The 20,467-nt window shown below is 74.0% G+C and carries 23 protein-coding genes; 11 read left to right on the forward strand and 12 right to left on the reverse strand.

The window, feature by feature from the left end; translation table 11 throughout:
* The 3 genes from VK611_12285 to VK611_12295 form a co-directional block, all read left to right on the forward strand.
* On the forward strand, positions 1–246 hold a 246-nt coding region (locus VK611_12285), incomplete at its 5' end, for a hypothetical protein (protein ID HMG42105.1).
* A gap of 102 nt (positions 247–348) precedes the next feature.
* The gene (locus VK611_12290; GenBank protein HMG42106.1) at positions 349–1,347 is read left to right on the forward strand and encodes a helix-turn-helix domain-containing protein; all 999 of its coding nucleotides are present in this window, start codon (positions 349–351) and stop codon (positions 1,345–1,347) included.
* 8 nt (positions 1,348–1,355) lie between these two features.
* Positions 1,356–1,907, forward strand: a complete 552-nt coding sequence (locus VK611_12295; protein ID HMG42107.1) for a DUF6036 family nucleotidyltransferase — start codon at positions 1,356–1,358, stop codon at positions 1,905–1,907.
* Here VK611_12295 and VK611_12300 read toward each other — a convergent pair.
* The 5 genes from VK611_12300 to VK611_12320 are packed head-to-tail and all read right to left on the reverse strand — an operon-like array spanning position 1,891 to position 5,580.
* Positions 1,891–2,703, reverse strand: a complete 813-nt coding sequence (locus tag VK611_12300; protein ID HMG42108.1) for a nicotianamine synthase family protein — start codon at positions 2,701–2,703, stop codon at positions 1,891–1,893. The genes VK611_12295 and VK611_12300 overlap by 17 nt on opposite strands.
* 19 nt (positions 2,704–2,722) lie before the next feature.
* Positions 2,723–3,190, reverse strand: a complete 468-nt coding sequence (locus VK611_12305; protein HMG42109.1) for a YbaK/EbsC family protein — start codon at positions 3,188–3,190, stop codon at positions 2,723–2,725.
* Entirely contained in the window at positions 3,190–3,663 is a 474-nt protein-coding gene (locus VK611_12310) for a PaaI family thioesterase (GenBank protein HMG42110.1), read from the reverse strand. Before VK611_12310 ends, VK611_12305 begins: the two co-directional genes overlap by 1 nt.
* Positions 3,664–3,697: 34 nt before the next feature.
* Positions 3,698–5,107, reverse strand: a complete 1,410-nt coding sequence (locus VK611_12315) for a hypothetical protein (GenBank protein HMG42111.1) — start codon at positions 5,105–5,107, stop codon at positions 3,698–3,700.
* Positions 5,104–5,580, reverse strand: coding sequence for a sigma-70 family RNA polymerase sigma factor (locus VK611_12320; protein ID HMG42112.1), 477 nt, complete (start codon positions 5,578–5,580; stop codon positions 5,104–5,106). Before VK611_12320 ends, VK611_12315 begins: the two co-directional genes overlap by 4 nt.
* Before the next feature lie 89 nt (positions 5,581–5,669).
* Between VK611_12320 and VK611_12325 the strand changes: the two genes are divergently transcribed.
* Entirely contained in the window at positions 5,670–6,845 is a 1,176-nt protein-coding gene (locus VK611_12325; protein ID HMG42113.1) for a helix-turn-helix domain-containing protein, read from the forward strand.
* Between the two features lie 202 nt (positions 6,846–7,047).
* Entirely contained in the window at positions 7,048–9,489 is a 2,442-nt protein-coding gene (locus VK611_12330; protein ID HMG42114.1) for a DUF6351 family protein, read from the forward strand.
* Between the two features lie 121 nt (positions 9,490–9,610).
* Here the strand turns inward: VK611_12330 and VK611_12335 are convergent, their stop codons facing one another.
* Together VK611_12335 and VK611_12340 are read right to left on the reverse strand one after the other, a co-directional pair.
* Positions 9,611–10,312: a hypothetical protein gene (locus VK611_12335; GenBank protein HMG42115.1), complete on the reverse strand. Its 702-nt coding sequence runs from the start codon at positions 10,310–10,312 to the stop codon at positions 9,611–9,613.
* Between the two features lie 81 nt (positions 10,313–10,393).
* Positions 10,394–10,855, reverse strand: a complete 462-nt coding sequence (locus VK611_12340) for a PaaI family thioesterase (protein ID HMG42116.1) — start codon at positions 10,853–10,855, stop codon at positions 10,394–10,396.
* 64 nt (positions 10,856–10,919) lie between these two features.
* Here VK611_12340 and VK611_12345 point away from each other — a divergent pair, with 64 nt between their 5' ends.
* From VK611_12345 to VK611_12355, 3 genes are all read left to right on the forward strand, one after another.
* Positions 10,920–11,261, forward strand: a complete 342-nt coding sequence (locus tag VK611_12345; protein HMG42117.1) for a hypothetical protein — start codon at positions 10,920–10,922, stop codon at positions 11,259–11,261.
* Entirely contained in the window at positions 11,258–11,683 is a 426-nt protein-coding gene (tsaA, locus tag VK611_12350) for a tRNA (N6-threonylcarbamoyladenosine(37)-N6)-methyltransferase TrmO (GenBank protein HMG42118.1), read from the forward strand. The genes VK611_12345 and tsaA overlap by 4 nt, the downstream gene beginning before the upstream one ends.
* A 461-nt stretch (positions 11,684–12,144) precedes the next feature.
* Positions 12,145–13,518, forward strand: coding sequence for a sensor domain-containing diguanylate cyclase (locus VK611_12355; GenBank protein ID HMG42119.1), 1,374 nt, complete (start codon positions 12,145–12,147; stop codon positions 13,516–13,518).
* A gap of 52 nt (positions 13,519–13,570) precedes the next feature.
* Here VK611_12355 and VK611_12360 read toward each other — a convergent pair whose 3' ends face one another.
* Positions 13,571–14,098, reverse strand: coding sequence for a hypothetical protein (locus VK611_12360; protein HMG42120.1), 528 nt, complete (start codon positions 14,096–14,098; stop codon positions 13,571–13,573).
* Positions 14,099–14,125: 27 nt separating this feature from the next.
* Here VK611_12360 and VK611_12365 point away from each other — a divergent pair, with 27 nt between their 5' ends.
* Together VK611_12365 and VK611_12370 are read left to right on the forward strand one after the other, a co-directional pair.
* On the forward strand, positions 14,126–14,536 hold the full coding sequence (locus VK611_12365) for a GNAT family N-acetyltransferase (protein ID HMG42121.1): 411 nt from the start codon (positions 14,126–14,128) through the stop codon (positions 14,534–14,536).
* Positions 14,537–14,588: 52 nt separating this feature from the next.
* Positions 14,589–15,764: a hypothetical protein gene (locus VK611_12370; GenBank protein ID HMG42122.1), complete on the forward strand. Its 1,176-nt coding sequence runs from the start codon at positions 14,589–14,591 to the stop codon at positions 15,762–15,764.
* 8 nt (positions 15,765–15,772) lie between these two features.
* Here VK611_12370 and VK611_12375 read toward each other — a convergent pair whose 3' ends face one another.
* The gene (locus VK611_12375; protein HMG42123.1) at positions 15,773–16,246 is read right to left on the reverse strand and encodes a MarR family transcriptional regulator; all 474 of its coding nucleotides are present in this window, start codon (positions 16,244–16,246) and stop codon (positions 15,773–15,775) included.
* 91 nt (positions 16,247–16,337) lie between these two features.
* On the opposite strand from VK611_12375, the gene VK611_12380 reads away from it, so the two are divergent.
* Positions 16,338–16,901: a YceI family protein gene (locus VK611_12380; protein HMG42124.1), complete on the forward strand. Its 564-nt coding sequence runs from the start codon at positions 16,338–16,340 to the stop codon at positions 16,899–16,901.
* Here VK611_12380 and VK611_12385 read toward each other — a convergent pair.
* From VK611_12385 to VK611_12395, 3 genes are all read right to left on the reverse strand, one after another.
* The gene (locus VK611_12385; protein ID HMG42125.1) at positions 16,882–19,020 is read right to left on the reverse strand and encodes a glycoside hydrolase family 3 C-terminal domain-containing protein; all 2,139 of its coding nucleotides are present in this window, start codon (positions 19,018–19,020) and stop codon (positions 16,882–16,884) included. The two genes, VK611_12380 and VK611_12385, sit on opposite strands and share 20 nt — an antisense overlap.
* Entirely contained in the window at positions 19,017–19,895 is an 879-nt protein-coding gene (locus tag VK611_12390; protein ID HMG42126.1) for a phytanoyl-CoA dioxygenase family protein, read from the reverse strand. The genes VK611_12385 and VK611_12390 overlap by 4 nt, the downstream gene beginning before the upstream one ends.
* 70 nt (positions 19,896–19,965) lie before the next feature.
* On the reverse strand, positions 19,966–20,355 hold the full coding sequence (locus VK611_12395) for a hypothetical protein (GenBank protein ID HMG42127.1): 390 nt from the start codon (positions 20,353–20,355) through the stop codon (positions 19,966–19,968).
* Positions 20,356–20,467: the final 112 nt, after the last annotated feature.

Below are 20,467 nucleotides of genomic sequence, written 5' to 3' on the forward strand. Positions count from 1 at the left end.
GCCACCGCGGCCGCCGTGGCTGCCCTGCGTGCGGCCCTCGACGAGTACGAGCGGCCGGCGTCGCTGGGCGACCTGGAGATCTCGGTGACGCCGCACCCCCGCGTCCCCCTCGACGCCGCCACGGTCTCCGCCTTCGCCGACCTCGGCGTCACCCGCCTTGTGGTCCTGCCCCCTCGTGAGGGCCGTGAGGATCCCGCCGCGATCGTCGAGTTCGTCGACGACATCGGCCGGCGGTTGATCGACTAGCCGGGAGCGGTTCTGTCTTCGCTCAGCCGGCTATAGCCGGCTGAGCGAAGACAGAACGACGGGTCAGGCAACAATTGGTCGCGATCACGACATAATGGGTGCATGCCGTTGTCGGTCAGCGAGACCGCCCGTCACCTCGGGGTGAGCCGCCGCCAGGTGCAACGCCTCGCCGCAGCTGGGACGCTCCGGGCCGCCCGAGGGTTCGGTGGAGCCTTGGCGGTCGACGCCGACTCGGTGCAGTCGGCCGCACTGGGTCGACCCGGGCGGGGTCGTCCCTGGTCGGCGCCCATGGCGTGGGCCGCGTTGTGGCAGCTGTCGGGCCTCGATCCGCCGTGGCTCACGGTCGCGCCGCGGCGCCGCCTGGGCCGGCTGCTGGCGTCGGTCGACGCCGACCGGCTCGTGGTCGCCACCCGCAACCGGGCCACCGTCGAGCGCTTCGCCGCCGGCCCGCGGGTGAGCGACGCGCTGCGCCGTCTGGTCCCCGCCGGCTACGTCTCCCCCGGGCGCCTGGCCGAGCTGACCGCCGCCTACCCGATCTCGCGCGACCCCGCTGGCGACGTGGTGCTCCACGTCGCCGACTTCGCCCCGGTCGATGTCGACGGGCGCCGGTCGATGCCGGAGGCGGTGGTGGCTGTCGACCTCGCGGCGTCCGGCGACCCGGCCGGGCTCGTCCGCCTCGACGACCTGCTCCACGGCGACCACGGGGACACGGATCGCACGTGGATGACCGCCGGCGACGTCGCCCAGGCCGTCGCCGAGGAGCTGCAGCGGGACGACGACGACTTCGCCTTCCGCATGCTGGCCCGCGGCGTCGCCGACTTCCGGGCGCTCCGCCGCCCCGCCGACGTCGCCCGCTTCCTGGCCGAGCCGTCGACCACCGGCGGCCCCCGCTGGGACGCCCTGCTGGCCGCCGCCGTCCGCCGTGAGTGCCGCCTCCGGAGCATCCCGGCACCAGCGTGGACCGACGTGCCGCCGCTGCGCCCCTGGTGGTTCCCGCTGCTGCCGTCGCCCCGGCTGGCGGCCCGCACCATGCAGCGCACCCCCGTCGACTTCTCGGACCGGGGCATCTGGCTCGACGCCAACGCCCTGGAGACGGCGTAGTGGCCCGGGTGCCCCGGGTGCGTCGCCGGGAGCTGAGCGCGGCCGACATCGGGGCACTGCTCGACGAGCTGGGCGGACGGATGCACGCCAGCGGCGTCGAGGCCACCGTGTACATCGTGGGCGGCGCCGCCATCGCCCTGGAGATGGACACCCGGCGCGTCACCACCGACGTCGACGCCCTCTTCCACCCCGAGACCACCGTGCGCCGGCAGGCCGAGGCCATGGCCGCCGAGCACGGCCTCCCGCCCGACTGGCTCAACACCGCGGCCCGGGCGTTCGTCCCCGGCGGCGACACGGCGGCCGTGCCCTACGAGGTGCCGGGGCTGGTGGTGAGCCTGGCGTCGCCCGAGCACCTGCTGGCCATGAAGATGATCGCCTTCCGGCCCACCGACGTCGGTGACCTGGAGATGCTGTTCCACGAGCTCGGCATCACCACCGCCGAGGAGGCCGCCGACCTGGCCCGGTCGGTCTACGGCGACGGCTCCCCGATGCTCCCCACCCGCGCCGAGCTGTTGCTGTCGGCGGAGGTGGTGATCGAACGCCTCACCGTCCATCCGTGACCCGGGCGAGGACGATCGAGTTGATCACCGGGGCGGGCGGGTGGACCACGGCGAGCAGGTCGAGGGCCACGTCGGCGGGCAGCTCGACGCCCGGGTAGAGCAGGGTCCGCAGGGCGTGGGCGCTGCGGGCGAGCACCAGAGCGCCGGGCGCCATGGTGCGGGCGAGATGCGCCAGGCAGGCCCGCTTCTCGTCGGGATCGACGCCCACCAGGGCGGCCAGCACGACCAGGTCGTAGGTCGCCAGGTCGTGATGGTCGAGCAGGTCACCGAGCGCGAACGTCACCCGGTCGACGGCTCCCAGCGCCAGCGCCACCCGGCAGGCGGCGTCGACGGCCCGGGGATCACGGTCGAGGTTGTCGACCGGCACGCCCAGGCGGTCGGCCAGCAGCAGCGAGCTGAGCGGCAGCGGGCCCGAGCCCACGAACAGCACCCGCCGCACCGGCCGGGCCAGGTGGGCGGCCACGACGTCGTGCTCGACCCCGGCGAGCAGCCGGTAGTTCTCCAGGTATGGGAAGCGGTCCAGCTCGCCGGGATCGGCGGCGACCCGCTCGGCCCACGCCAGCTCCAGCTCGTACTCGCCCCGGGCCGCCAGCTCCACCAGCTCGTGGCGCAGCCGCCGCACCGCCGGGTCGGCCAGCACCTCGTCGGCCAGCCCCGGGGACGTGGTCAGAGCCACGTCGACCAGCCGGGCGAACAGCGGATCGACCGTCGGACCGGGTCGCAGGTCGGACAGCGCACCGAGACGCCGGTGCAGGTCCTCGACTCTCGACACCACGCCCGCGGTCCGTCCCCTCACGCACCGCCCATTGGACCACTCAGCCGGCGAGGTCGGCGACCGTTGCCCCGCTGACGCGGACGAGGTCGTCCGGCGGCAGGGGGAAGACGTGGCGGGGGGTGCCGGCGGCGGACCAGACGACCGCGTGGGCGAGGAGGGTGCGGTCGACGAACGTGGGGAGCGGGGACCGATGGGCGAACGGGGGGACGCCGCCGATCGGGTAGCCGGTGGCGTCGCGGACCTCGTCGGCCGAGGCGCGGCGGACCTCGTCGCCGCCGGCGGCCGCGGCGAGACGGGCCTCGTCCAGCCGGTTGGGGCCGCTGACCAGGGCGACCACCACCTGGTCGTCCACCACGAACACCAGCGACTTCACGATCTGGGCCACGTCGACGCCGACCGCCGCAGCCGCGTCGGCCGCCGTGCGGGTGCCCTCCGGGAACTCCGACACCTCGATGTCGACGCCCTGCTCCCGTCCGGCGTCGGCCACGGCCTGGGCGTTGGCGTGCATCACGAGCCCTCCGGCGGGACGACCCGGTAGGTGAGCCAGCCCTCGGCGACCAGGTCGCCGTCGGGTTCGCTGGTGACCGACGCCTGGCAGAACACGATCGAGCGGCCCCGCTTCACCACCCACCCCTCGCCCAGCAGGTCGACCTCCCGGGCGGCGCCGAGGTAGCGGATCTGCATGTCGATGGTGAGCATCACCGGCATCTGCGGGTAGTAGGCGCCGATCGCCGGCACCACCACGGTGTCGATCAGGGTGGCGATGGCGCCGCCGTGCACCACTCCCGCCGGCTGCCGCAGCTCGGGCCGGTACGGCAGCCGCATGCGGGCGTAGTCGACCCGGGCCTCCTCGAGCTCCAGGCCCACCACCTGCGGGAAGTAGGTCTCCTCCCACCGACCGAACTTGCTCCAGTAGGCCACCCGCTCCGGCGGCAGCGGTTCGTGCAGCGCGGCCCGGGTGCGCCCGTCGTCGATGGTCACGCCGGCAGGCTAGGGCCCCACGACATCGGCGACGTCAGTCCGACGGCACCGAGTAGGCGGCGCCGTCGGACCGCGGGTCGCCGGGCAACCGGCCCGTGACGGCGTCGGTGTCGCCGCCCCACACCAGCACCTCCTGCCCGGTCCACACCACGACGTGGCCGGACCGGTGCAGGTCGATCGGCGGGTCGGGCAGCCGCTCCCAGTGCTCCACCGCCGCGTCGGTCCTGAGGGCGGTCCCGCCGTCGCCGGCCGTGCCGCCGAGGAGGAGCACCCCGGCCGGCGTCCCCACCAGCTCGGCGTCGGGCTCCCCGGGCGCCGGCGGGACGGGCGGGGCGGTGACCTCCTGCCAGGTGATCCCCGGCTGCCGGGCCTCGGCGACGTACGCCACCGGACGGCTGGTGCCATCGTCGTCGGTCCGGGCACCCACGAAGACGAACCGGCCGGCGGAGACGGTGAGCGCGCCGTCCAGCCGCACCGCCCGGTCGAGTGGACGGGGAGCATCGACCACGTGGGCGACGGCCGCGTCCGGCTCGACCACGTAGGCCCAGGTCCGGTCGCCGGGGAAGATCGCCGCCTGCCGCATGAACATCAGGCGGTCACCGTCGCCCGCCGCCAGCTTGGGGTGGAAGGAGAAGACGTCGCTGCCCGGCAGCATCTGAAGGTCGTCCCACGTGGCGGCGCCGACGTCGAGGCGGGTCCAGGCGTACCCCCCGACGTCGGACTGCCGGCCGGCGATCACCAGCGCGTCGCCCATCCAGGCGGCGGCCTCCGGGCTCTGCACCGGCACCGGGCGGCGCTCGACGAGCCGGTCGTCGGGCTGCCGGTCGAACCGGGCCTCGAGGACGACGCGCCAGCGATCCGTCGCCGGGTCGTAGGCGACCAGGTCCCAGTCCCACATCGTGGTGGCGTCGTCGCCCGTCGACAGGAACAGCAGCATCTCCGTGCCCGTCCAGGTGGCGAGGCCCCCGGCGCCCCAGAGGCCGTCCCCGGCGCCCGGGTTGGGGGCGATCGGGCGCCAGCGGTCGGTGCGCGGGTCGTAGGCCGCGCCGTCGGAGAGCAGCTCGCCGCCCCGGCCCTGGCCGCCGAACACCAGCATCTCCGTACCCGTCCACACCGCGGCGGCGCGGGTGCGGGGGGCCAGCGGGCCGGACGCCATGGTCCGCCACGTGCCCGGAGTGGCCACCACCGGGTCGCTCTGCTCCGACCGCACGGCGACGACCGACGCCACCGCCGCCACGACCACCACCGCGGCGGCCACCCGCAGCCACCGCGCCCGCGGCCCCCGCAGCCACGGCCACGACGGCACCCGCAGACGCGGCGCCGGGAGCCCCGTGCGGACCCGACGCGCGGGCGCCTCCGGCAGGGGCGGCAGGTCGGGCACGTCACCGGGGTCGCCCCAGGCGGCGATGCGGTGCAGGTCGTCGACGGTGGGTCGGGGCGTCACGGGGTGACCTCCAGGCGTAGGGCCGCCAGAGCGCGGGCCGCCAGCGAGCGGACGGTCGACCGCCGGCAGCCGAGGATCTCGGCGATCTCGTCGTCGGGCAGGTCGGCGACGTGGCGCAGGACGACGACCGCCCGTTGCCGCTCGGGCAGCGCCAGCAGCACGTCGCGCAGCTCCACCAGGTGCGACGGCTCGTCCGGTGGCGGCGGGTCCGGGTGGCGCCGCTCGGCCACCTCGCGGCGCCGCAGCAGCCCGAACGCCCCGTTGACCACCGAGCGGCGCAGGTAGTGCTCGGGGGCCCGCACGTCGTCCCAGTGGAGCCGCAACCGCACGACCGCGTCCTGCACGACCTCCTCGGCCTCGGCCCGCGAACCCACCAGGAGGTAGGCGTGCCGGACCAGCGCCCGGTAGTCCCGGCGGTACAGCGCGACCAGGTCGTCCGGCCACACCGCCCGGCCTCCCGGTCGCTCCCCCACGGTCGTCATCATCCATGACGACGCGCCACCGGCCCCGCCCGTTGCAGGCTCCGACTGCTGTAGCGCACCCCGAGGACTAGGTTGCGCGCATGGCGCGCGTGGGGGGTGCCGCAGTTCAGTCGACGTTCGCGTCCGTGACCGGGCGGCTCGACCTGGGAGAGATCGCCCAGGACGTGGTGGCGCTGCTCACGGAGCACATCCCGTCGTACTCCCGGTTGCCGCAGCCGATCCGGGCCGAGGTGTCGACGATCACCCGCTGGGTGGTGGAGATCACCATCGACGGGTTCGCCAGCGGCCACACCCCCGACGACGACGCCCTCGACCGGGTGTGGCGCTCCGCCCGCGACCGTCACGCCGAGGGCCTCCCCCTGGAGGACCTGCTGCACGCCTACCGGATGGGCTCCGAGTACGTGTGGCGCCGGGTGCTGGCGGCGATCGAGCCGGGCGAGGAGGACGTCGTCGGGCCCTTCGGCACCTACTACGTGAACCTGGTCGGCCGGCTCACCGACGGCATCCTCCACACCTACCTCGACGAGCGCGACCGGCTGGCGTCGGAGCGGGAGCGCCGGCTGCGGCACCTGCTGGAGTCGCTGTGCACCACGCTCCCGCTGTCGGCCGACACGCGGGCGTTCGCCGAGTCGCTGCGGCTGGCGACCGACGGCCCCTTCCACCCCTTCGCCCTGTCGCTCCCCGCCGCCGACCGCCGGCGCCGGATGCCGGAGATCGCCGCCGACCTGCGGCACCTGGCGGTGCTGGCGGTGGTCGAAGGCGGCCGCGTGGTCGGCCTGTCGCCCCGGGAGAACCTGCACCTCACCGACCTGCCGCCGGGCCACCTGCTGGTGCTGGCGGCAGCGACCGAGCGGTCCGAGCTGGCCGGCGTGGTCGACGACGTGCGGGCCGCGGTCGACGTCGGCGAGCGGCTGGGGCGGGAGGGGCACTGGCCGCTGCACGCCCTGGTGCCGGAGCTGCTGGTGGCCGCCAACCCGGCGACGACCCGGACGCTGCGCCAAGCGGTGATCGAGCCCCTGGAGCGCAACCTGGAGCGCCGCAACGCCGCCGACCTGCGCTCCACCGTGGAGGCCTACCTGGCCAACGGCTTCGACCGGGCGGCGACGGCCCGGGCGCTGCACATCCACCCCAACACCCTCGACCGCCGGCTCGACCGGGTGGAGACGGCGACCGGCCTGCGCCTCGGCGACGTGGCCGACCTCACCCGCCTGCACCTGGCCCTGATCGCCGACCACCTCGCCACGCCCGACGCCTGACAACCACCGCCCACCCGAAATCTCGACAGAACTGGTCGCTATGACGCCATCTCTGTCGAGATTTCGGGTGGTGGAGGGGTGATCCGCCACCCCGTTCGGGCGGGATCGTTGGGGCAGGTCACCCTGTTGTTCCCCCGCCGCCGCGGCGACCATCGGTGCAGGGCCAGGGGGGTACCGGATGCAGGTGGTTCGACGTGTCGCCATGACGTTGGTCGTCGGGGTGGGAGCCGTGGTGGGAGCCGGCAGCGGGAACGCCGCCGAGGCGCGCCCCGACGGCGACCGCTTCGAGATCACCGTCCTGTCCGGCCGCCCCGACCAGGTGTCGGGTGGCGACGCCCTGGTGCAGGTCGCCGTCCCCCGCCGCGTCCCGACCGACCGGGTGCGGGTCACCGTCGGCGACCGCGACGTGACGTCCGCCTTCGACGAGCCAGCCGACGGGGGCCACGCCCTCGTCGGTCTGGTCGACAGCCTCGTCGAAGGCGACAACACGCTCACCGTGAAGGCCACCGGCCGAGGGCACCGGCCCCGCGACGCCCGGCTCACGCTGGTGAACCACCCCGTCGGCGGGCCCATCTTCTCGGGCCCCCAGCAGCAGCCGTTCGTGTGCACCACGGCCCGGGCCCGCTTCGACGGGCGCCCGCTGCTGGACCAGCCGCTGGTCGACAACCAGGACCACGTCGGCATCCCGGTCGCCGCCGAGGCGCCCGACGGCAGCTACCCGCAGGACGGCCGCGGCTACCCCACCGCCGCCGCCACCGTCGTCGGGTGGAGCCAGGACTGCGCCAGCGACACCCGCGTCGACTACGTGTACCGGGCCACCGACGGCAGCTTCCACTGGCTCGACGACCCCGCCGCCCCACCGGCCGACGTCGCCCAGACCACCACGCTCGACGGGACCACCGTGCCGTTCGTGGTCCGCTGGGAGCGGGGCACCATCAACCGGTTCGTCTACAGCGTCGCCATGCTCGCCCCCGTCGGCGAGGCCGACCCGAACGCACCCGACGACAGCCTGTGGAACCGGCGCCTGGTGTTCAGCTTCGACGGCGGCGTCGGCATCGGCCACACCCAGGGCACCACGAGCACCGGCAGCATGCTGCTGCCCGACGAGCTCGGCCTCGGCTACGGGGTCATGTGGTCGAGCGGCACCCGCACGTCGACCCACTACAACCTGCAGGTCGGCGGCGAGACGGCGCTGATGCTCAAGGAACACACCGTGGAGACGCACGGCGTGCCCGACTACACGGTCGCCGTCGGCGGCTCGGGCGGCGCCATCCAGCAGTACGTCTACGCCCAGAACCACCCGGGCATCATCGACGCCGCCATCCCCCAGTACTCGTACCCCGACATGGTCACGCAGACCATCCACGTGGGCGACTGCGAGCTGCTGGAGCACTACTTCGACGTGACCGACCGGGCCAACCCGAAGTGGAAGGACCCCGAGGTCCGCCAGTCGATCCTCGGCCTCAACGGCACCGACTTCCCGAAGAACCTGTCCCAGGGCGAGATCGACCAGTGGAACCAGCTGTACGCCTTGTACGGGGCGTTCGGCTACCAGGTGATGGACCGCGACCCGGCGTCACCGGCGCCGGCGCTGATGGAGTGCAAGCCCGGCTGGCTGGGGCTCACGGCGCTGGCCATGAACCCGACGTTCACCGACGTCGACGACCTCGACAAGCTCGCCCAGGGCAGCGAGGACGTCGAGTGGACCCACTGGGGCGACCTGGTGAACATCTACGGCGCCGGCGACGACGGCTTCGCCCGGGTGCCGTGGGACAACGTCGGCGTGCAGTACGGGCTGGAGGCGCTGCAGGCCGGGACGATCACACCGGCCGAGTTCCTCGACCTCAACGCCAAGGTCGGCAGCTGGAAGGACACGGCCGACATGGTGCCCGAGGGCTTCCCCTACGCCGGTGACCTCACGCCCGAGAACTTCGACCCGTGGAGCCGCCGCAACATGCAGCTGTCGCCCGACGACGGCGTCACCCCCGCCCCCAGGAGAACGGGCGACCGGGCGGCGCAGAACGCGGCCTACACGTCGGGCATGCAGTTCCAGGGCGACATCGACATCCCGATCATCGACTGGCGCCACTACCTCGAGGACGAGCTGGACATGCACAACACCCAGCAGTCCTTCGCCGCCCGCCAGCGGATGCTGAACGCCGACGGCGACGCGTCGAACCAGGTGGTGTGGTTCACCGACGCCCGGCCCGCGGTCGCCTTCGACCAGACGGCGCTGGCGTTCCAGGTGATCGACGAGTGGATGGCCAACATCGACGCCCACCCCGAGCGCTCGGTGGCCCGCAACAAGCCGGCCCAGGCCGTCGACTCGTGCTTCGACACCTCCGGGAGCCTGATCGCCTCGGGCCGCGGCGTGTGGAACGGCGTGCTCGACGACCGGGCGGCCGGGGCCTGCACCGAGCGGTTCCCGATCTACTCGTCGTCCCGACGGCAGGCCGGCGGGCCGTACGAGGGCGGCATCTGGAAGTGCCAGGTGCAATCGGTCGGGCGTGCGATCCGCTCGGGGGCCTACGGCGACTGGGAACCGTCGGCCTCCGAGCGCGCCCGTCTCGAGCAGGTGTTCCCCGGCGGCGTGTGCGACTGGTCGAAGTCCGACGCCGGCCGGCCCCGTCGATCCGGCCACTGATCTCGCGCTGGCCCGAGGGTACGTCGACCCCTCGGGCCGGCCGAGCCGTGCGACACCGACGAAATTGCGTGGCTGGTGGCCCCATAGCGGCCAACTGCCACGCAATTTCGGTGGTGGACGGTCAGCTCGCGTGGGCGAAGGTGGCGACGAGGGTGCGCTCGGCGGCCTGGCGGCGGGCCCAGAGGGTGCGGGTGCTGATGCCCCGGTCGGCGGCGATGGCCTCGACCCGGGTGCCCCCGATGCGTGACTGGGCGATCAGCTCGGCGTCGGCCTGACTGATGGTGCCCTCGTGCACGGCGTCGAGCAGCACGTCGGCCAGCTCGTTGGCCGGGTGGCCGCCGTCCGGCGTCGCCCCCGCCCCGGTGCCGACCTCGGCCGTCGGGGTGATCAGCTCCGTCCGGGCCACCGACCGCCGCAGCTCGCGGGCGGCGTCCATGAGGACGTTGGCGGCGATCCGCCCCGGCCGCCGCTCGACGGGGTAGTTGCGGATGCGGTGGTACACGGCGGTGACCGCGGCGGCGGCCCGCTCGTCGGGGTCGCCCAGCGCCCACCAGCGGCGGGCCAGGTTGCGGGTCCCCGGCAGCAGCAGCTGCAGGAGCACCCGGGCGGCGAGGTCGTTGCCGCCCCGGGAGGCGTGCCGCACCAGCGCGAGCAGCACCCGGTCGGCGCCTTCGGGGTCGGCCCGGCGGACGTAGCGCTCCACGTCACCGAGCGTGTGGGCGTCGCCGGCCAGCCGGCAGACGTCGCGCAGCCGTCGGGCCGTGGCCGGCTCGTCGGCGAGCGTGCACCACTCGCGCTCCAACAGATCGAACACCGTTCCCATCGCGCAACCTCCCGTCGTGTCTTGTGGATGACACGACGGACTGTGCGCGAGGCATGTCCCCCGACTACTCCCAATAGCTGGTCAGAGGGGGTGTATTTCGGCCGGAATCGCGTAGGTGACGGTGGCCTGGGCCACGAGGTCGCCGCTGCCGTCCGACAGCAGACCCACGTCGCTCACCGACTGCCTCCGCCCCAGCCGCAGCAGGGTCGCCCGCGCCCACAGGCCGGCGATCGGCGGCTTGCGGAGGAAGTTGATGGTGAGGCTGCTGGTCACGGAGAGTGCCACCGGGCCGATCCGCGACAGCGTCGCCAGCCAGGCGGCCGCGTCGGCCAGGCCCATCATCGTCGGGCCGGAGACGGTGCCGCCGGGACGCTCGTGCTCCGCGCCGACGGCGAGGAACAGCACGACGCCGGTGTCGGTCACCTCGGCCACCCGGTAGGTGCGCGGCGCCTTGGGGAATGCCCCGGCCAGGAACGTGTCCAGCTCCTCCGGCGTCATCACGGGCGGCGGGACCCGCAGGTCCCCGGTCGGTGCAGCGCTCATGGCGGGCCGCAGCGTACCGCCGGCGCCATGGGGGACGCCCCGGGGCCCGGTAGTGTCCGGCGGCGTGAAGCACTCGGACCCGTTGCGCCGGTGGGGCTCCCGGTGGTCGCTGCGCTCGTGGCGGTCGATCGGCTCGGTGGCCTCGGCGGTGTCGGCCGGGTCGGTGCTGTCGGTGGGCTCGGCGCTGTCGGCCGCGTCGTTCGTCTCGATCGGCTCGGCCGGATCGATCCTGTCCATCGGCTCGTCCGGCTCCATCCTCTCGATCGGCTCGGCGGGGTCGATCCTGTCGATCGGCGGTGCCGGGACGTTCCTGAACCGCACCGACCCGCCGAAGGACGCCGCCAGGGTCGGCACCGTGCTGGCCGTCGCCGGCCTGCTGGCGGCGCTGGCGCCCGGCCGGTCGTGACCACGGGCGACGCCGGCTTCGTCGTCCATGCCGTCGGCCGGGTCGAGTCGACGCTGACCGACCCGACGGCAGCACCCAAGCAGGGCCACGAGGGCGCCCCGGACGCCTGGCTGGTGTTCGAGCCCGGGATGCGCGACGCGCTGGCCGACCTCCGGGTGGGCGACCGGATCGTGGTGCTCACCTGGTTCGACCGTGCCGACCGCAGCGTGCTCCGGGTGCACCCCCGGGGCGACCGGTCGGTCCCCGAGCAGGGCGTATTCGCCACCCGCTCGCCCGGCCGGCCCAACCCGATCGGCCTCCACCCGGTGCGGATCGTCGCCGTCGACGGCCTACGCCTGCGCGTCGGACCGCTGGAGGCCGTCGACGGCACCCCGGTGCTCGACGTGAAGCCCCAGCTCGACGTGGAGACGGGGATCCTCTAGCGCTGCGCCTCGCGCGCTGAGCGCGAGAAGACCTCACACCGCGTCATCCGCGGCCCGCCGTCGCTCCGAACAAGGGGGTGATGACGGGCGCCGCTGCCGGTCGAGCGCTTCGCCATCGAGACGTTCGGGAACGACGACAAGCTGGTGCTGGTCGTCGGTGTGGTGGCGACGTCGCTGCTGCTGGGCGCCGGCCTCGGCCCGTGGCCCGCCGTCGCCCCGCCCTCGCCGCCGCGGGGGCACCTGTCGCCGCTCTGACCCCGCCGACCTCGAAGGGTGATGCCCTGGTGACGGCAATTGCCACGCTACGTAGTGGTCCGTGACGGAAGCTTCTCGGTGACCTACCGTACGTAGCCGGAATCCGTGCCGGTGGTCGACGGGCGACGACCGCGCTGGTCAGGACGGAACCCGGCCTGTACGACCTACACCTGCCGAGGGGGCCAGGCACAGAAGTGCCGGAGACCGTGACCGACGATCCGCATGCCACCGCCCCGGATACGGACGCGGGCGACACCGCCGTCGATCCCGACGACGACCTCCCCCCGGAGATCGCCGCCCAGATCGCCCGGGCGCTCGACCGGTCGCCGTCGACGTTCGCCGTCCTCATCGACCCCACGCTCACCACCCGCTGGTTGAGCCGCTCGGCCGCCTCGATGACCGGCGTCGACCCCGTGAGCCGCCGCGGCCGCGAGTCGCTGGAGCGGGTGCACCCCGACGACATGGGCCGCCTCCTGGGGGCGTTCCAGCAGCTCGAGGAGGCCAGCGCCTCGACCCCGGGCGTGCCGGTGGTGGAACCGCTGCGCTACCGGGTCGGCAACCAGGAGGACGGCTGGGCCACCCGCGAGGCGCTGGTCCTCAACCTCATGCACGACCCGGTCGTCAACGGCCTGCTGCTGATCGTCCGGCCGGTCGACGGCGCGCTCGACGGCGTGGGCTACGTGGTCGACCTGCTGGTGGGTGACGCTCCGCTCGCCGAGGTGCTGGCTGCATGCGCCGCGCTCGTGCCCGTCTACCTGGGCGCGGCGGTGGTGGTGGGCGTGGTCGACGAGGAGCTGACCATCGGCGTCCCCGCCGGCAGCCCCGTGGAGCAGCTCTGCACCGACGCCCGCTGGTGGTGCGACACCATCGGCGACGGCAAGGTGCGGGCGCCGTACGACTTCGAGGGCTTCCCCGACGACCTGGCCACCCGCGGCCGCGAGGCCGGCTTCCGCACCGCCTGGGTGCTGCCGGTGCAGGAGCCGTCGTCGGGCGACGTGATCGGCTGCCTGGTGGTGTGGGTGGCGATCGAGGTGGAGATGAACATCGGCACCGACCACGGCCTCCGCCAGGCGCAGCGCCTCGCCAGCCTGGTGATCGGCGAGCAGCGCCGCCACCACGCCCTGCAGCGGGAAGCCGTGACCGACCCGCTCACCCGCGTCGGCAACCGGTCGGCGCTGCGCCGCCGCCTCGACGCCGCCACCGGGCCGGTGACGGTGGCGTTCCTCGACCTGGACGACTTCAAGGCCGTCAACGACACCCACGGCCACGACGCCGGCGACACCGTGCTGCGGGTGGTGGCCGAGCGGCTGGGCGAGTCGGTGCGGGAGGACGACCTGGTGGTGCGGCTCGGCGGCGACGAGTTCGCGGTCGTGTTCGCCGACGCCACCCCGGCCGGCGCGGTCGAGCCGCTGGTGGCCCGGGTGCAGCACGCCATCGAGACGCCGATCCCGCTGGACGGCGACGTCCGGGTCACCGTGCTCGCCAGCCTCGGCGTGGCCACGGGTGAGGCCGGTGAGGTGATCCGCCTGGCCGACGGCGCCCTCTACGCCACGAAGCGCGCGAAGGCCGCCACTCGATGAAATGTGCACGGGAACGCACGATTTCCGTGCGTTCCCGTGCACATTTCGGGTCTCAGCCGGGTGCCGGGTCGACGGTGAACGCGGTGTACATCCCTTGGCTGTAGTGGGGGTTGGTGCCGTCGTCGACCACGTTGCAGATCAGGGCGTAGCGGCCCGGCGCCAGGTCGAAGGTGGCCCGGCACGTGGCGTCGGGCGGGAACGACCAGATCCTCCCCACCTCGGCCCCGTCGGGCAGCTCCGACAGCTCGGCCCCGCCGACGACGTTCAGCGGCAGCGCCCCGGGGTCGCCGTCGAAGCGGACGACGGTCAGCTCGTGGTCCACCAGCCCGACGTTGGTCGCCACCAGCTCGACCGCCCCTGCCGGGGCCGACGGTTGCGACAGCCCGACGGCGTACTCCGTCAGCGTCGCCTCGATCGACCCCACCGGCGCCGCGTCGACGGCCCCGTCGACGTCGCACCCGGCCGCGGCGTCGGACTCGGACGTGGTGGTCCCGCCGCCCGTGACGCTCTCGGCGGCGTCGTCGTCGCCACAGGCCCCCAGGAGCACGACGACCACCAGCGCCCACACGACCCTCACCATCGCCGCCCGACCCTACGATGCCCGGCCATGGCGATCGACTACGAGTGGCGTGGGGCGTTCGGGAACGACGAGGTGAACGCCCTCCACGCCGAGGCGTTCGAGACCCGGCTGTACGACGGGAGCGAGTGGGACTGGCAGGAGCAGGTGGCGAGCCACAGCCTCGGCTGGGTGGTCGCCCGGGAGGGGGCGACGCTGGTGGGCTTCGTCAACGTGCCGTGGGACGGGCTGGTCCACGCCTGGATCCAGGACACGATGGTGGCCGGGGCGGCCCGCCACCGGGGCGTCGGCGTCGGGCTGATCGCCCTGGCCCGCGACCGCGCCCGGGAGGCCGGCTGCGAGTGGCTCCACGTCGACTTCGACGCCGACCTGCGGTCCTTCTACATCGACGCCTGCGGCTTCACCCCCGCCAGCGCCGGGTTGATCTCGTTGCAGGGTTGACCCGGATCGGCCGCGGTTGCGGCGGCGGAGGGTGCATCTACTGTCCGTGACGATGGAGGGGTACCAGGGGTTCTCACAGGTGGGCGGATCGGGGTTGACGGGGCGGCTCGGCGACCTCGGCGACCGGACCGCCCGGCGGGCGGAGCCGCGGGTCGGCATCGGCCTGGCCGGCGTCGGGATGCTGATGGTGCTCATCGGCGTGGTCGTCTGGGCGTTCGAGGCCGCCGACGACGAGGACCTGCGGCCCGACGAGCGCCCCGACACCACGCTGGGCATCCTCCTGTCGCTGGTGGTCGTGGTCGCCGGCTTCGTGCTGCTGGCCCGCTACCGCCGGGGCCCGCTCGCCACGGCGGGCGTGGTGGCGTCGGGCCTGGGCGTGCCGGTGCTGCTGGCGTTCCTCACGTTCGACCCGTCGCTCGTCGACGACGAGGTCTACGCCGACCTGCCGTTCTCGATCGACGCGATCGCGCTGCTGTCGCTGGCGGCGTGGCTGATCGCCTTCGCCCGTGTCCCCCACGCCCGGGGCCGGGCCTTCTACCTGGCGGCCTCGTCGGCGTTCCTCTGGCTCTACCTGGTGGAGAAGGTGGAGGAGGGCGCCATCGGCTACCTGGTGACGCTGCCGGTCGGCGTCGTCCTCCGGCCGCTCAGCAGCGCCGGCTTCGAGCAGGTGCCGCAGGTCCCCGAGGCCGGCAACATCGGCTCGGTCTCGCTGCTGGTCGGGCTCGCCTACTACGTCTTCGCCGCGGTGCTCGACCGCCGCGACCTCCAGGGCGCGGCCACCCCGCTCACCGCCGTCGGCTTCGTGGCCACCGCGCTGGGCGTGGCCCACCTCGGCGGCGACCTGGAGGCGGCCGGCACCGGCATCCTTCTCGTGGTGGTCGGCTCGGCGCTGGCGGTGTACGGCGCCGTGCAGCGCCGGCGCTTCACCACCTGGACGTGGTGCCTCGGCATCGGGCTGGGCGTGCTGCTGATCATCGGCGACGTCACCGAGGACAGCGCCACCGCGTTCGGCATCACGGCGATCGTGCTGGGAGCGGCGGTGGTGGTCGCGGCGCACCTGCTCACGGGGCGCTTCGGCGAGCCCGACGAGATGGAGCCGGTCCCCAGCCGCTTCACCTCCCGCCCCGCGATCCCGCCGCCCTGGGCGGCCTACCCGCCAGGCCCGCCGGCACCGCCCTACCCGCCGCCAGGCGTTCCCGGTCCACCCCGCCCTCCGGGCACGTTCTGACCCTGGCTCTACTCCTGTTCCTCGGCGTCGAGGCCGGCGAGGACGGTGCGGGCGGCGGCGCCGACGGCGTCGAGCTGGCGAGGGGTGAGCAGGTCGACGACCAGGCGGCGGACCGAGGCGACGTGGCAGGGCGCGGCGGCCTCGATCGCGGCGCGGCCCTTGGGGCTGACCACGATCACGGCGCCGCGGCGGTCCGTGTCGCAGGTCTCCTTGGTGAGCAGGCCCCGGGTGGCCATGCGGCTGGTGTGGTGCGACATCCGGCTGCGCTCCCAGCCCAGGTTCCGGGCCAGCTCGTAGAGGCGGAGGCGGCCGTCGGGCCGGTCGGTGAGCTCCACGAGCACGGCGTAGTCCTGGCTGGAGAGGTCCGACGCGGCGGCGAGCTCGCGGGCGAGCTGGGCGAACAGGCGGTTCTGCATCGACACGACCGCGCGCCAGTCCCGCTGCTCACGCTCGTCCAGCCAGCGCACCTTGTCGTCGGCCATGCCCGTCACGCTATCGTCGTCGAGGGAATACGTGACATGTCACCCATGTTGAGTGACATGTCAACAAAGACCGTCGGAGGTCCTACCCGCCATGACCGAGACCAGCATCCACCCCGCCCTGACCGGCAAGTACACGCTCGACCCGGCGCACTCCCGCATCGGCTTCGTCGCCCGTCACGCCATGGTCACCAAGGTGCGCGGCGCGTTCAACGAGGTGGAAGGGTCCGGCTTCTTCGACGCCGACGACCCGACCAAGTCGCACGTGGAGCTGACCATCAAGGCCCACAGCATCGACACCCGCAACGCCGACCGCGACGCTCACCTGCGCAGCAACGACTTCTTCGACATGGACAACCACCCGGAGATCCGGTTCACGTCCACGTCGGTGGAAGCCCTCGACGGCGACACCTTCCGCGTCACCGGCGACCTGACCATCAAGGGCGTCAACAAGCCCGTCGGCGTCGACCTGGAGTACACCGGTGAGGCCACCGACCCGTTCGGGAACCAGCGCATCGGGCTCGAGGGCCAGACCACCGTGAACCGCAAGGACTGGGGCGTCACCTGGAACGCCGCCCTCGAGACCGGCGGCGTCCTCGTGAGCGAGAAGGTCACGCTCGAGTTCGAGATCTCGGCCATCAAGTCGGTCGACAGCTGATCTCGGCCTTGGGCACGATCGACTGCGGGTCCGCGGCGGAGAGGCCGACGACCAGTTCGTAGGTGCCCTCCTCGACGGACCACTCCCCGTCGACGCGGGCCCGCAGTCGCTCTACCGGCACGTCGAGCACGAGCTCGCCGACGCCCCCTGGTGCCGCCACGACCCGGCCGAACGCCGCCAGGCGCCGGGCCGGGCGCGCGACGGCACCGTGGGGCAGGCCGGCGTACAGCTGGACGACCTCGTCGGCGGGGCGCTCGCCCAGGTTGCGCACCGTCGCCCGCACCCGGAGCCGACCGGCGACGGTGACGTCGAGGTCGGCCCGCTCGACCACGCACTCCGTGTACGACAACCCGAACCCGAAGGGGTAGCGGGCGGCCACACCCTGCCGGTCGAGCAGCCACTGGCCGTGCCACAGGTCGTAGGTGACCGCGGTGGCGTCGGGGTCGAAGGACGCCAGGTCGGCCTCGTCGACGGGAACGGCGAACGGCAGGCGGCCCGTGGGCTCCACGGCGCCGGTGAGGACGTCGGCCAGGGCGTCGCCGCCGGCCATCCCCGGGTACCAGAGCTGCACGATCGCCGCGACCTGCTCGTGCCACGGGTCGACCACGATCGCCGAGCCGCCCATCAGCACCACGACGGTGCGGGGGTTCGCCGCGGCGACGGCCTCGACCAGCCGGCGGTCGTGGGCGGACAGCTGCAGGCTCCGGCGGTCGCCGCCGCCACCGAAGTCCGGGGCCTCGCCCTCGACGTCGAGCACCCGGGGTGCGTCCACGCGGAGGGGCGGGTCGAGCGGGCCCTGGGGGAAGAGTCCGCTCAGGTCCTGGGTCGTCGAGCCGTCGATGAACTCCCCCTCGTCCCGGTAGGTGCAGCCCACGACCACCACGGCCACGTCGGCGCCGGCCGGGTCGTCGACAAGCCGGTCGTCCAGCGCGGCCCGCAGTCCTTCCCAGGGCGTGACGGCGGACGGCGGGAGGACGTCGCTCGACCCCCGGTCGCCCAGGTTGGCCACGGCCGCCAGCGGCCCGACCACGGCGACTGTGCCTTCCGCAGCCAGGGGCAGCACCGTCTCGCCAGCCACCGGCTCGTTGCGCAGCAGCACGATCGAGCGCTGCGCCACCTCCCGCGCCAGGGCGACGTGCTCCGGCCGGGCGACAGGCCCCTCGGGGAGCGGCGCGTCGACGGGGACGAGGCGGTCGGCGAAGCGCAGCAGCGTCGTGACCACGCTCCACGCCGCGGCCGACACCGCGGAGCGCTCGAGCCGCCCGTCCTCCAGCGCCGCCGGCAGGGTCGCGGCCCGTTGCTGGCGGAACGGCAGCTCCACGTCGAGTCCCGCCTGCACCGACCGCACCGGGTCGCGCAGCCCGAACACGAAGTCGGACACCACGAAGCCGTCGAAGCCCCACTCGTCGCGCAGGATCTCGCTCAGCAGCGGCGCGCTCTCCCCGCACCACGACCCGTCGACCGAGTTGTAGGCCGACATCACCGCGGCGACGCCCTCCTCGACCACCCGACGGAAGTGCGGCAGGTACACCTCGTGCAGCGCCCGGTCGTCGACCGACACGTCCACCGTGAAGCGGGCGTTCTCCATGGAGTTGAGGGCGAAGTGCTTCACGCACGCCATCACGTGGCGCTGCACGCCGCGGGTCAGCGCCGCGCCCATCTCGCCCACCAGCAGAGGGTCCTCGCCGTAGGTCTCCTGCGCCCGCCCCCAGCCGGGGTGGCGCAGGAGGTTGACGCACACGCCGCCGAAGAGATCGGCGCCCGCCCGGCGCATCTCGACGCCGATCGCCTCGCCCACCCGCTCCTCCAGCGCCGGGTCCCAGGTGGCGGCCCGGGCCATGGGCACCGGGAAGCAGGTCGCCCGGCCCACCACCACGCCCCGGGGCCCGTCGGAGAAGCGGAAGCCGGGGACGCCCAGGCGGGGTACCGCCGAGGCCGGCCACGGGTGGCGGTGGTACCCGCCCGACGCCATGTCGGTGAGCCCCGCCCACAGCTCGGTGTCGCCGTCGAGCACCTGCAGGCGCTCCTCGACGGTCATCTCGCCGACCAGCTCGGCCGCCAGCTTCGCCGCCGACTCCCCGGCCCGGTGCCGGCGGGCGGCCTCCTCGAACGCGCTCATGGCCCGACGGACGGCTCGCCGCCGCGCACGACCGGGAACTGGCGGTCGGGGTCGTCGGCCGGGACCCGCTGCGTCGGCCGGCCCGACGGGTCGCCCTGCAGCACCGCGGCACCCTGCGGTGCGTACTGGAGGATGTAGGCCTTGCGCACCGAGCCGGTGACGTTGGGGCCGGTCAGATGGGGGGTCAGCGACGAGAACACCACCACACCACCCGCGGGAACCTCCGCGACCGCCACACCGCGGGCCGTTCCACCGGCCGCGGCCGCCACGTCGGGCGGGTCCGCGAAGCACTCGAAGCCCAGCGGCTCCACGTAGGTGTGGGTCAGGGTGCCCTGGCGGTGCAGGCCCCTGGCGACCTGGGGGCAGCCGTTGTCGAGCGTGGCGTCGGTGAGCGCCACCCAGCAGGTGAGGTACTGCTGGGGCTCGACGTAGGCGTAGCCGTTGTCCTGGTGCCACGGGAACCGGCGGGGTTTCTCGGGCTTCTTGTAGACCGCCTGGTCCCAGTACAGGTTGACGTCGGGGCCCACCAGGTCGGCGCACACCCCGGCGAAGAACGGGTGGCGGGCGAACTCCCGGAGCCGGGCCGACCGGGTGACCAGGTGGGTGGTGAAGGTGATGGCGCCGGCCTCGGCGATCGAGATCCGCTGGTCCTCGGTGCCCTCCAGGACGGCCTGGACCTTCGCCTCGGCGGCGTCGATCTCGGCGGTCACCTCGGCCAGCGTCTCGGCGTCGACCACGTCGGGCACCACCACGTAGCCGTCGCGGTCGAACCGGGCCACCTGCCCCTCGTCGAGGCAGCGGTACGGCGGCGGCGTGTCCTGCCAGGTGAAGCCCTGGTTCCAGGGGTGGAGGGCGAGGTCGGTGGTCTGCGTCATCGTGGTTCCCCTCGGGGTGGCGGCGGGTGGTCGGGCGGGGTGTCCTCGTCGGGCAGCCGATCGAGGACGGTCACGGTGTGGTCCGGGTCGAAGGGGGCGGGGTCGGGCGCGTCGCCGGCCCCGGTGAACCGCTCCCCGTCGTGGGCCCGGCGCCGTGGACCCCGCGCTCGTCCTCGGACGGGAGGCGGACGTGGCCGGTGTCGGGGTCGCAGCGCTCACCCCAGTCGTGGTCGGTGACGGTCCCGGCCGCCTCGGCCTCTGCGTAGCTGAGGGGCATGCGGCCGGTGGGCTCGGGGGCGCCGGGCGCGCCGGGCAGCAGGCCGTCGTCACCCTGGCCGGCGGCGACCGCCGACGTGTCGCCGCCGTCGCCGTCGCCGGCGTCCAGCACGACGAGCGCGCCGACGCCGAGGAGCAGCGCAACGATGAGCGCGAGCGGCCCGTACTTCTGCACGACCACCACGGCGTCAGGAGCGGCGGACCGCGACGAAGTCGTTGATCAGGCTCTGGCCGCGGTCGACGGTCCCGGCGGCCGCGTAGTGGTACACCATCGCCGCCCGCACGCCGCCCGACTC

This window comes from Acidimicrobiales bacterium (assembly GCA_035316325.1).
Classification (GTDB): Bacteria; Actinomycetota; Acidimicrobiia; order Acidimicrobiales; family VFJN01; genus DASXTK01.

Bases quoted from the DNA above. Each gene is read 5' to 3' on its own strand.
- VK611_12290 (HMG42106.1), top strand. From the start codon at position 349: ATGCCGTTGTCGGTCAGCGAGACCGCCCGTCACCTCGGGGTGAGCCGC.
- VK611_12305 (HMG42109.1), bottom strand. From the start codon at position 3,190: ATGCACGCCAACGCCCAGGCCGTGGCCGACGCCGGACGGGAGCAGGGC.
- VK611_12325 (HMG42113.1), top strand. From the start codon at position 5,670: ATGGCGCGCGTGGGGGGTGCCGCAGTTCAGTCGACGTTCGCGTCCGTG.
- VK611_12330 (HMG42114.1), top strand. From the start codon at position 7,048: ATGACGTTGGTCGTCGGGGTGGGAGCCGTGGTGGGAGCCGGCAGCGGG.
- VK611_12335 (HMG42115.1), bottom strand. From the start codon at position 10,312: ATGGGAACGGTGTTCGATCTGTTGGAGCGCGAGTGGTGCACGCTCGCC.
- VK611_12340 (HMG42116.1), bottom strand. From the start codon at position 10,855: ATGAGCGCTGCACCGACCGGGGACCTGCGGGTCCCGCCGCCCGTGATG.
- VK611_12360 (HMG42120.1), bottom strand. From the start codon at position 14,098: ATGGTGAGGGTCGTGTGGGCGCTGGTGGTCGTCGTGCTCCTGGGGGCC.
- VK611_12365 (HMG42121.1), top strand. From the start codon at position 14,126: ATGGCGATCGACTACGAGTGGCGTGGGGCGTTCGGGAACGACGAGGTG.
- VK611_12370 (HMG42122.1), top strand. From the start codon at position 14,589: ATGGAGGGGTACCAGGGGTTCTCACAGGTGGGCGGATCGGGGTTGACG.
- VK611_12375 (HMG42123.1), bottom strand. From the start codon at position 16,246: ATGGCCGACGACAAGGTGCGCTGGCTGGACGAGCGTGAGCAGCGGGAC.
- VK611_12380 (HMG42124.1), top strand. From the start codon at position 16,338: ATGACCGAGACCAGCATCCACCCCGCCCTGACCGGCAAGTACACGCTC.
- VK611_12385 (HMG42125.1), bottom strand. From the start codon at position 19,020: ATGAGCGCGTTCGAGGAGGCCGCCCGCCGGCACCGGGCCGGGGAGTCG.
- VK611_12390 (HMG42126.1), bottom strand. From the start codon at position 19,895: ATGACGCAGACCACCGACCTCGCCCTCCACCCCTGGAACCAGGGCTTC.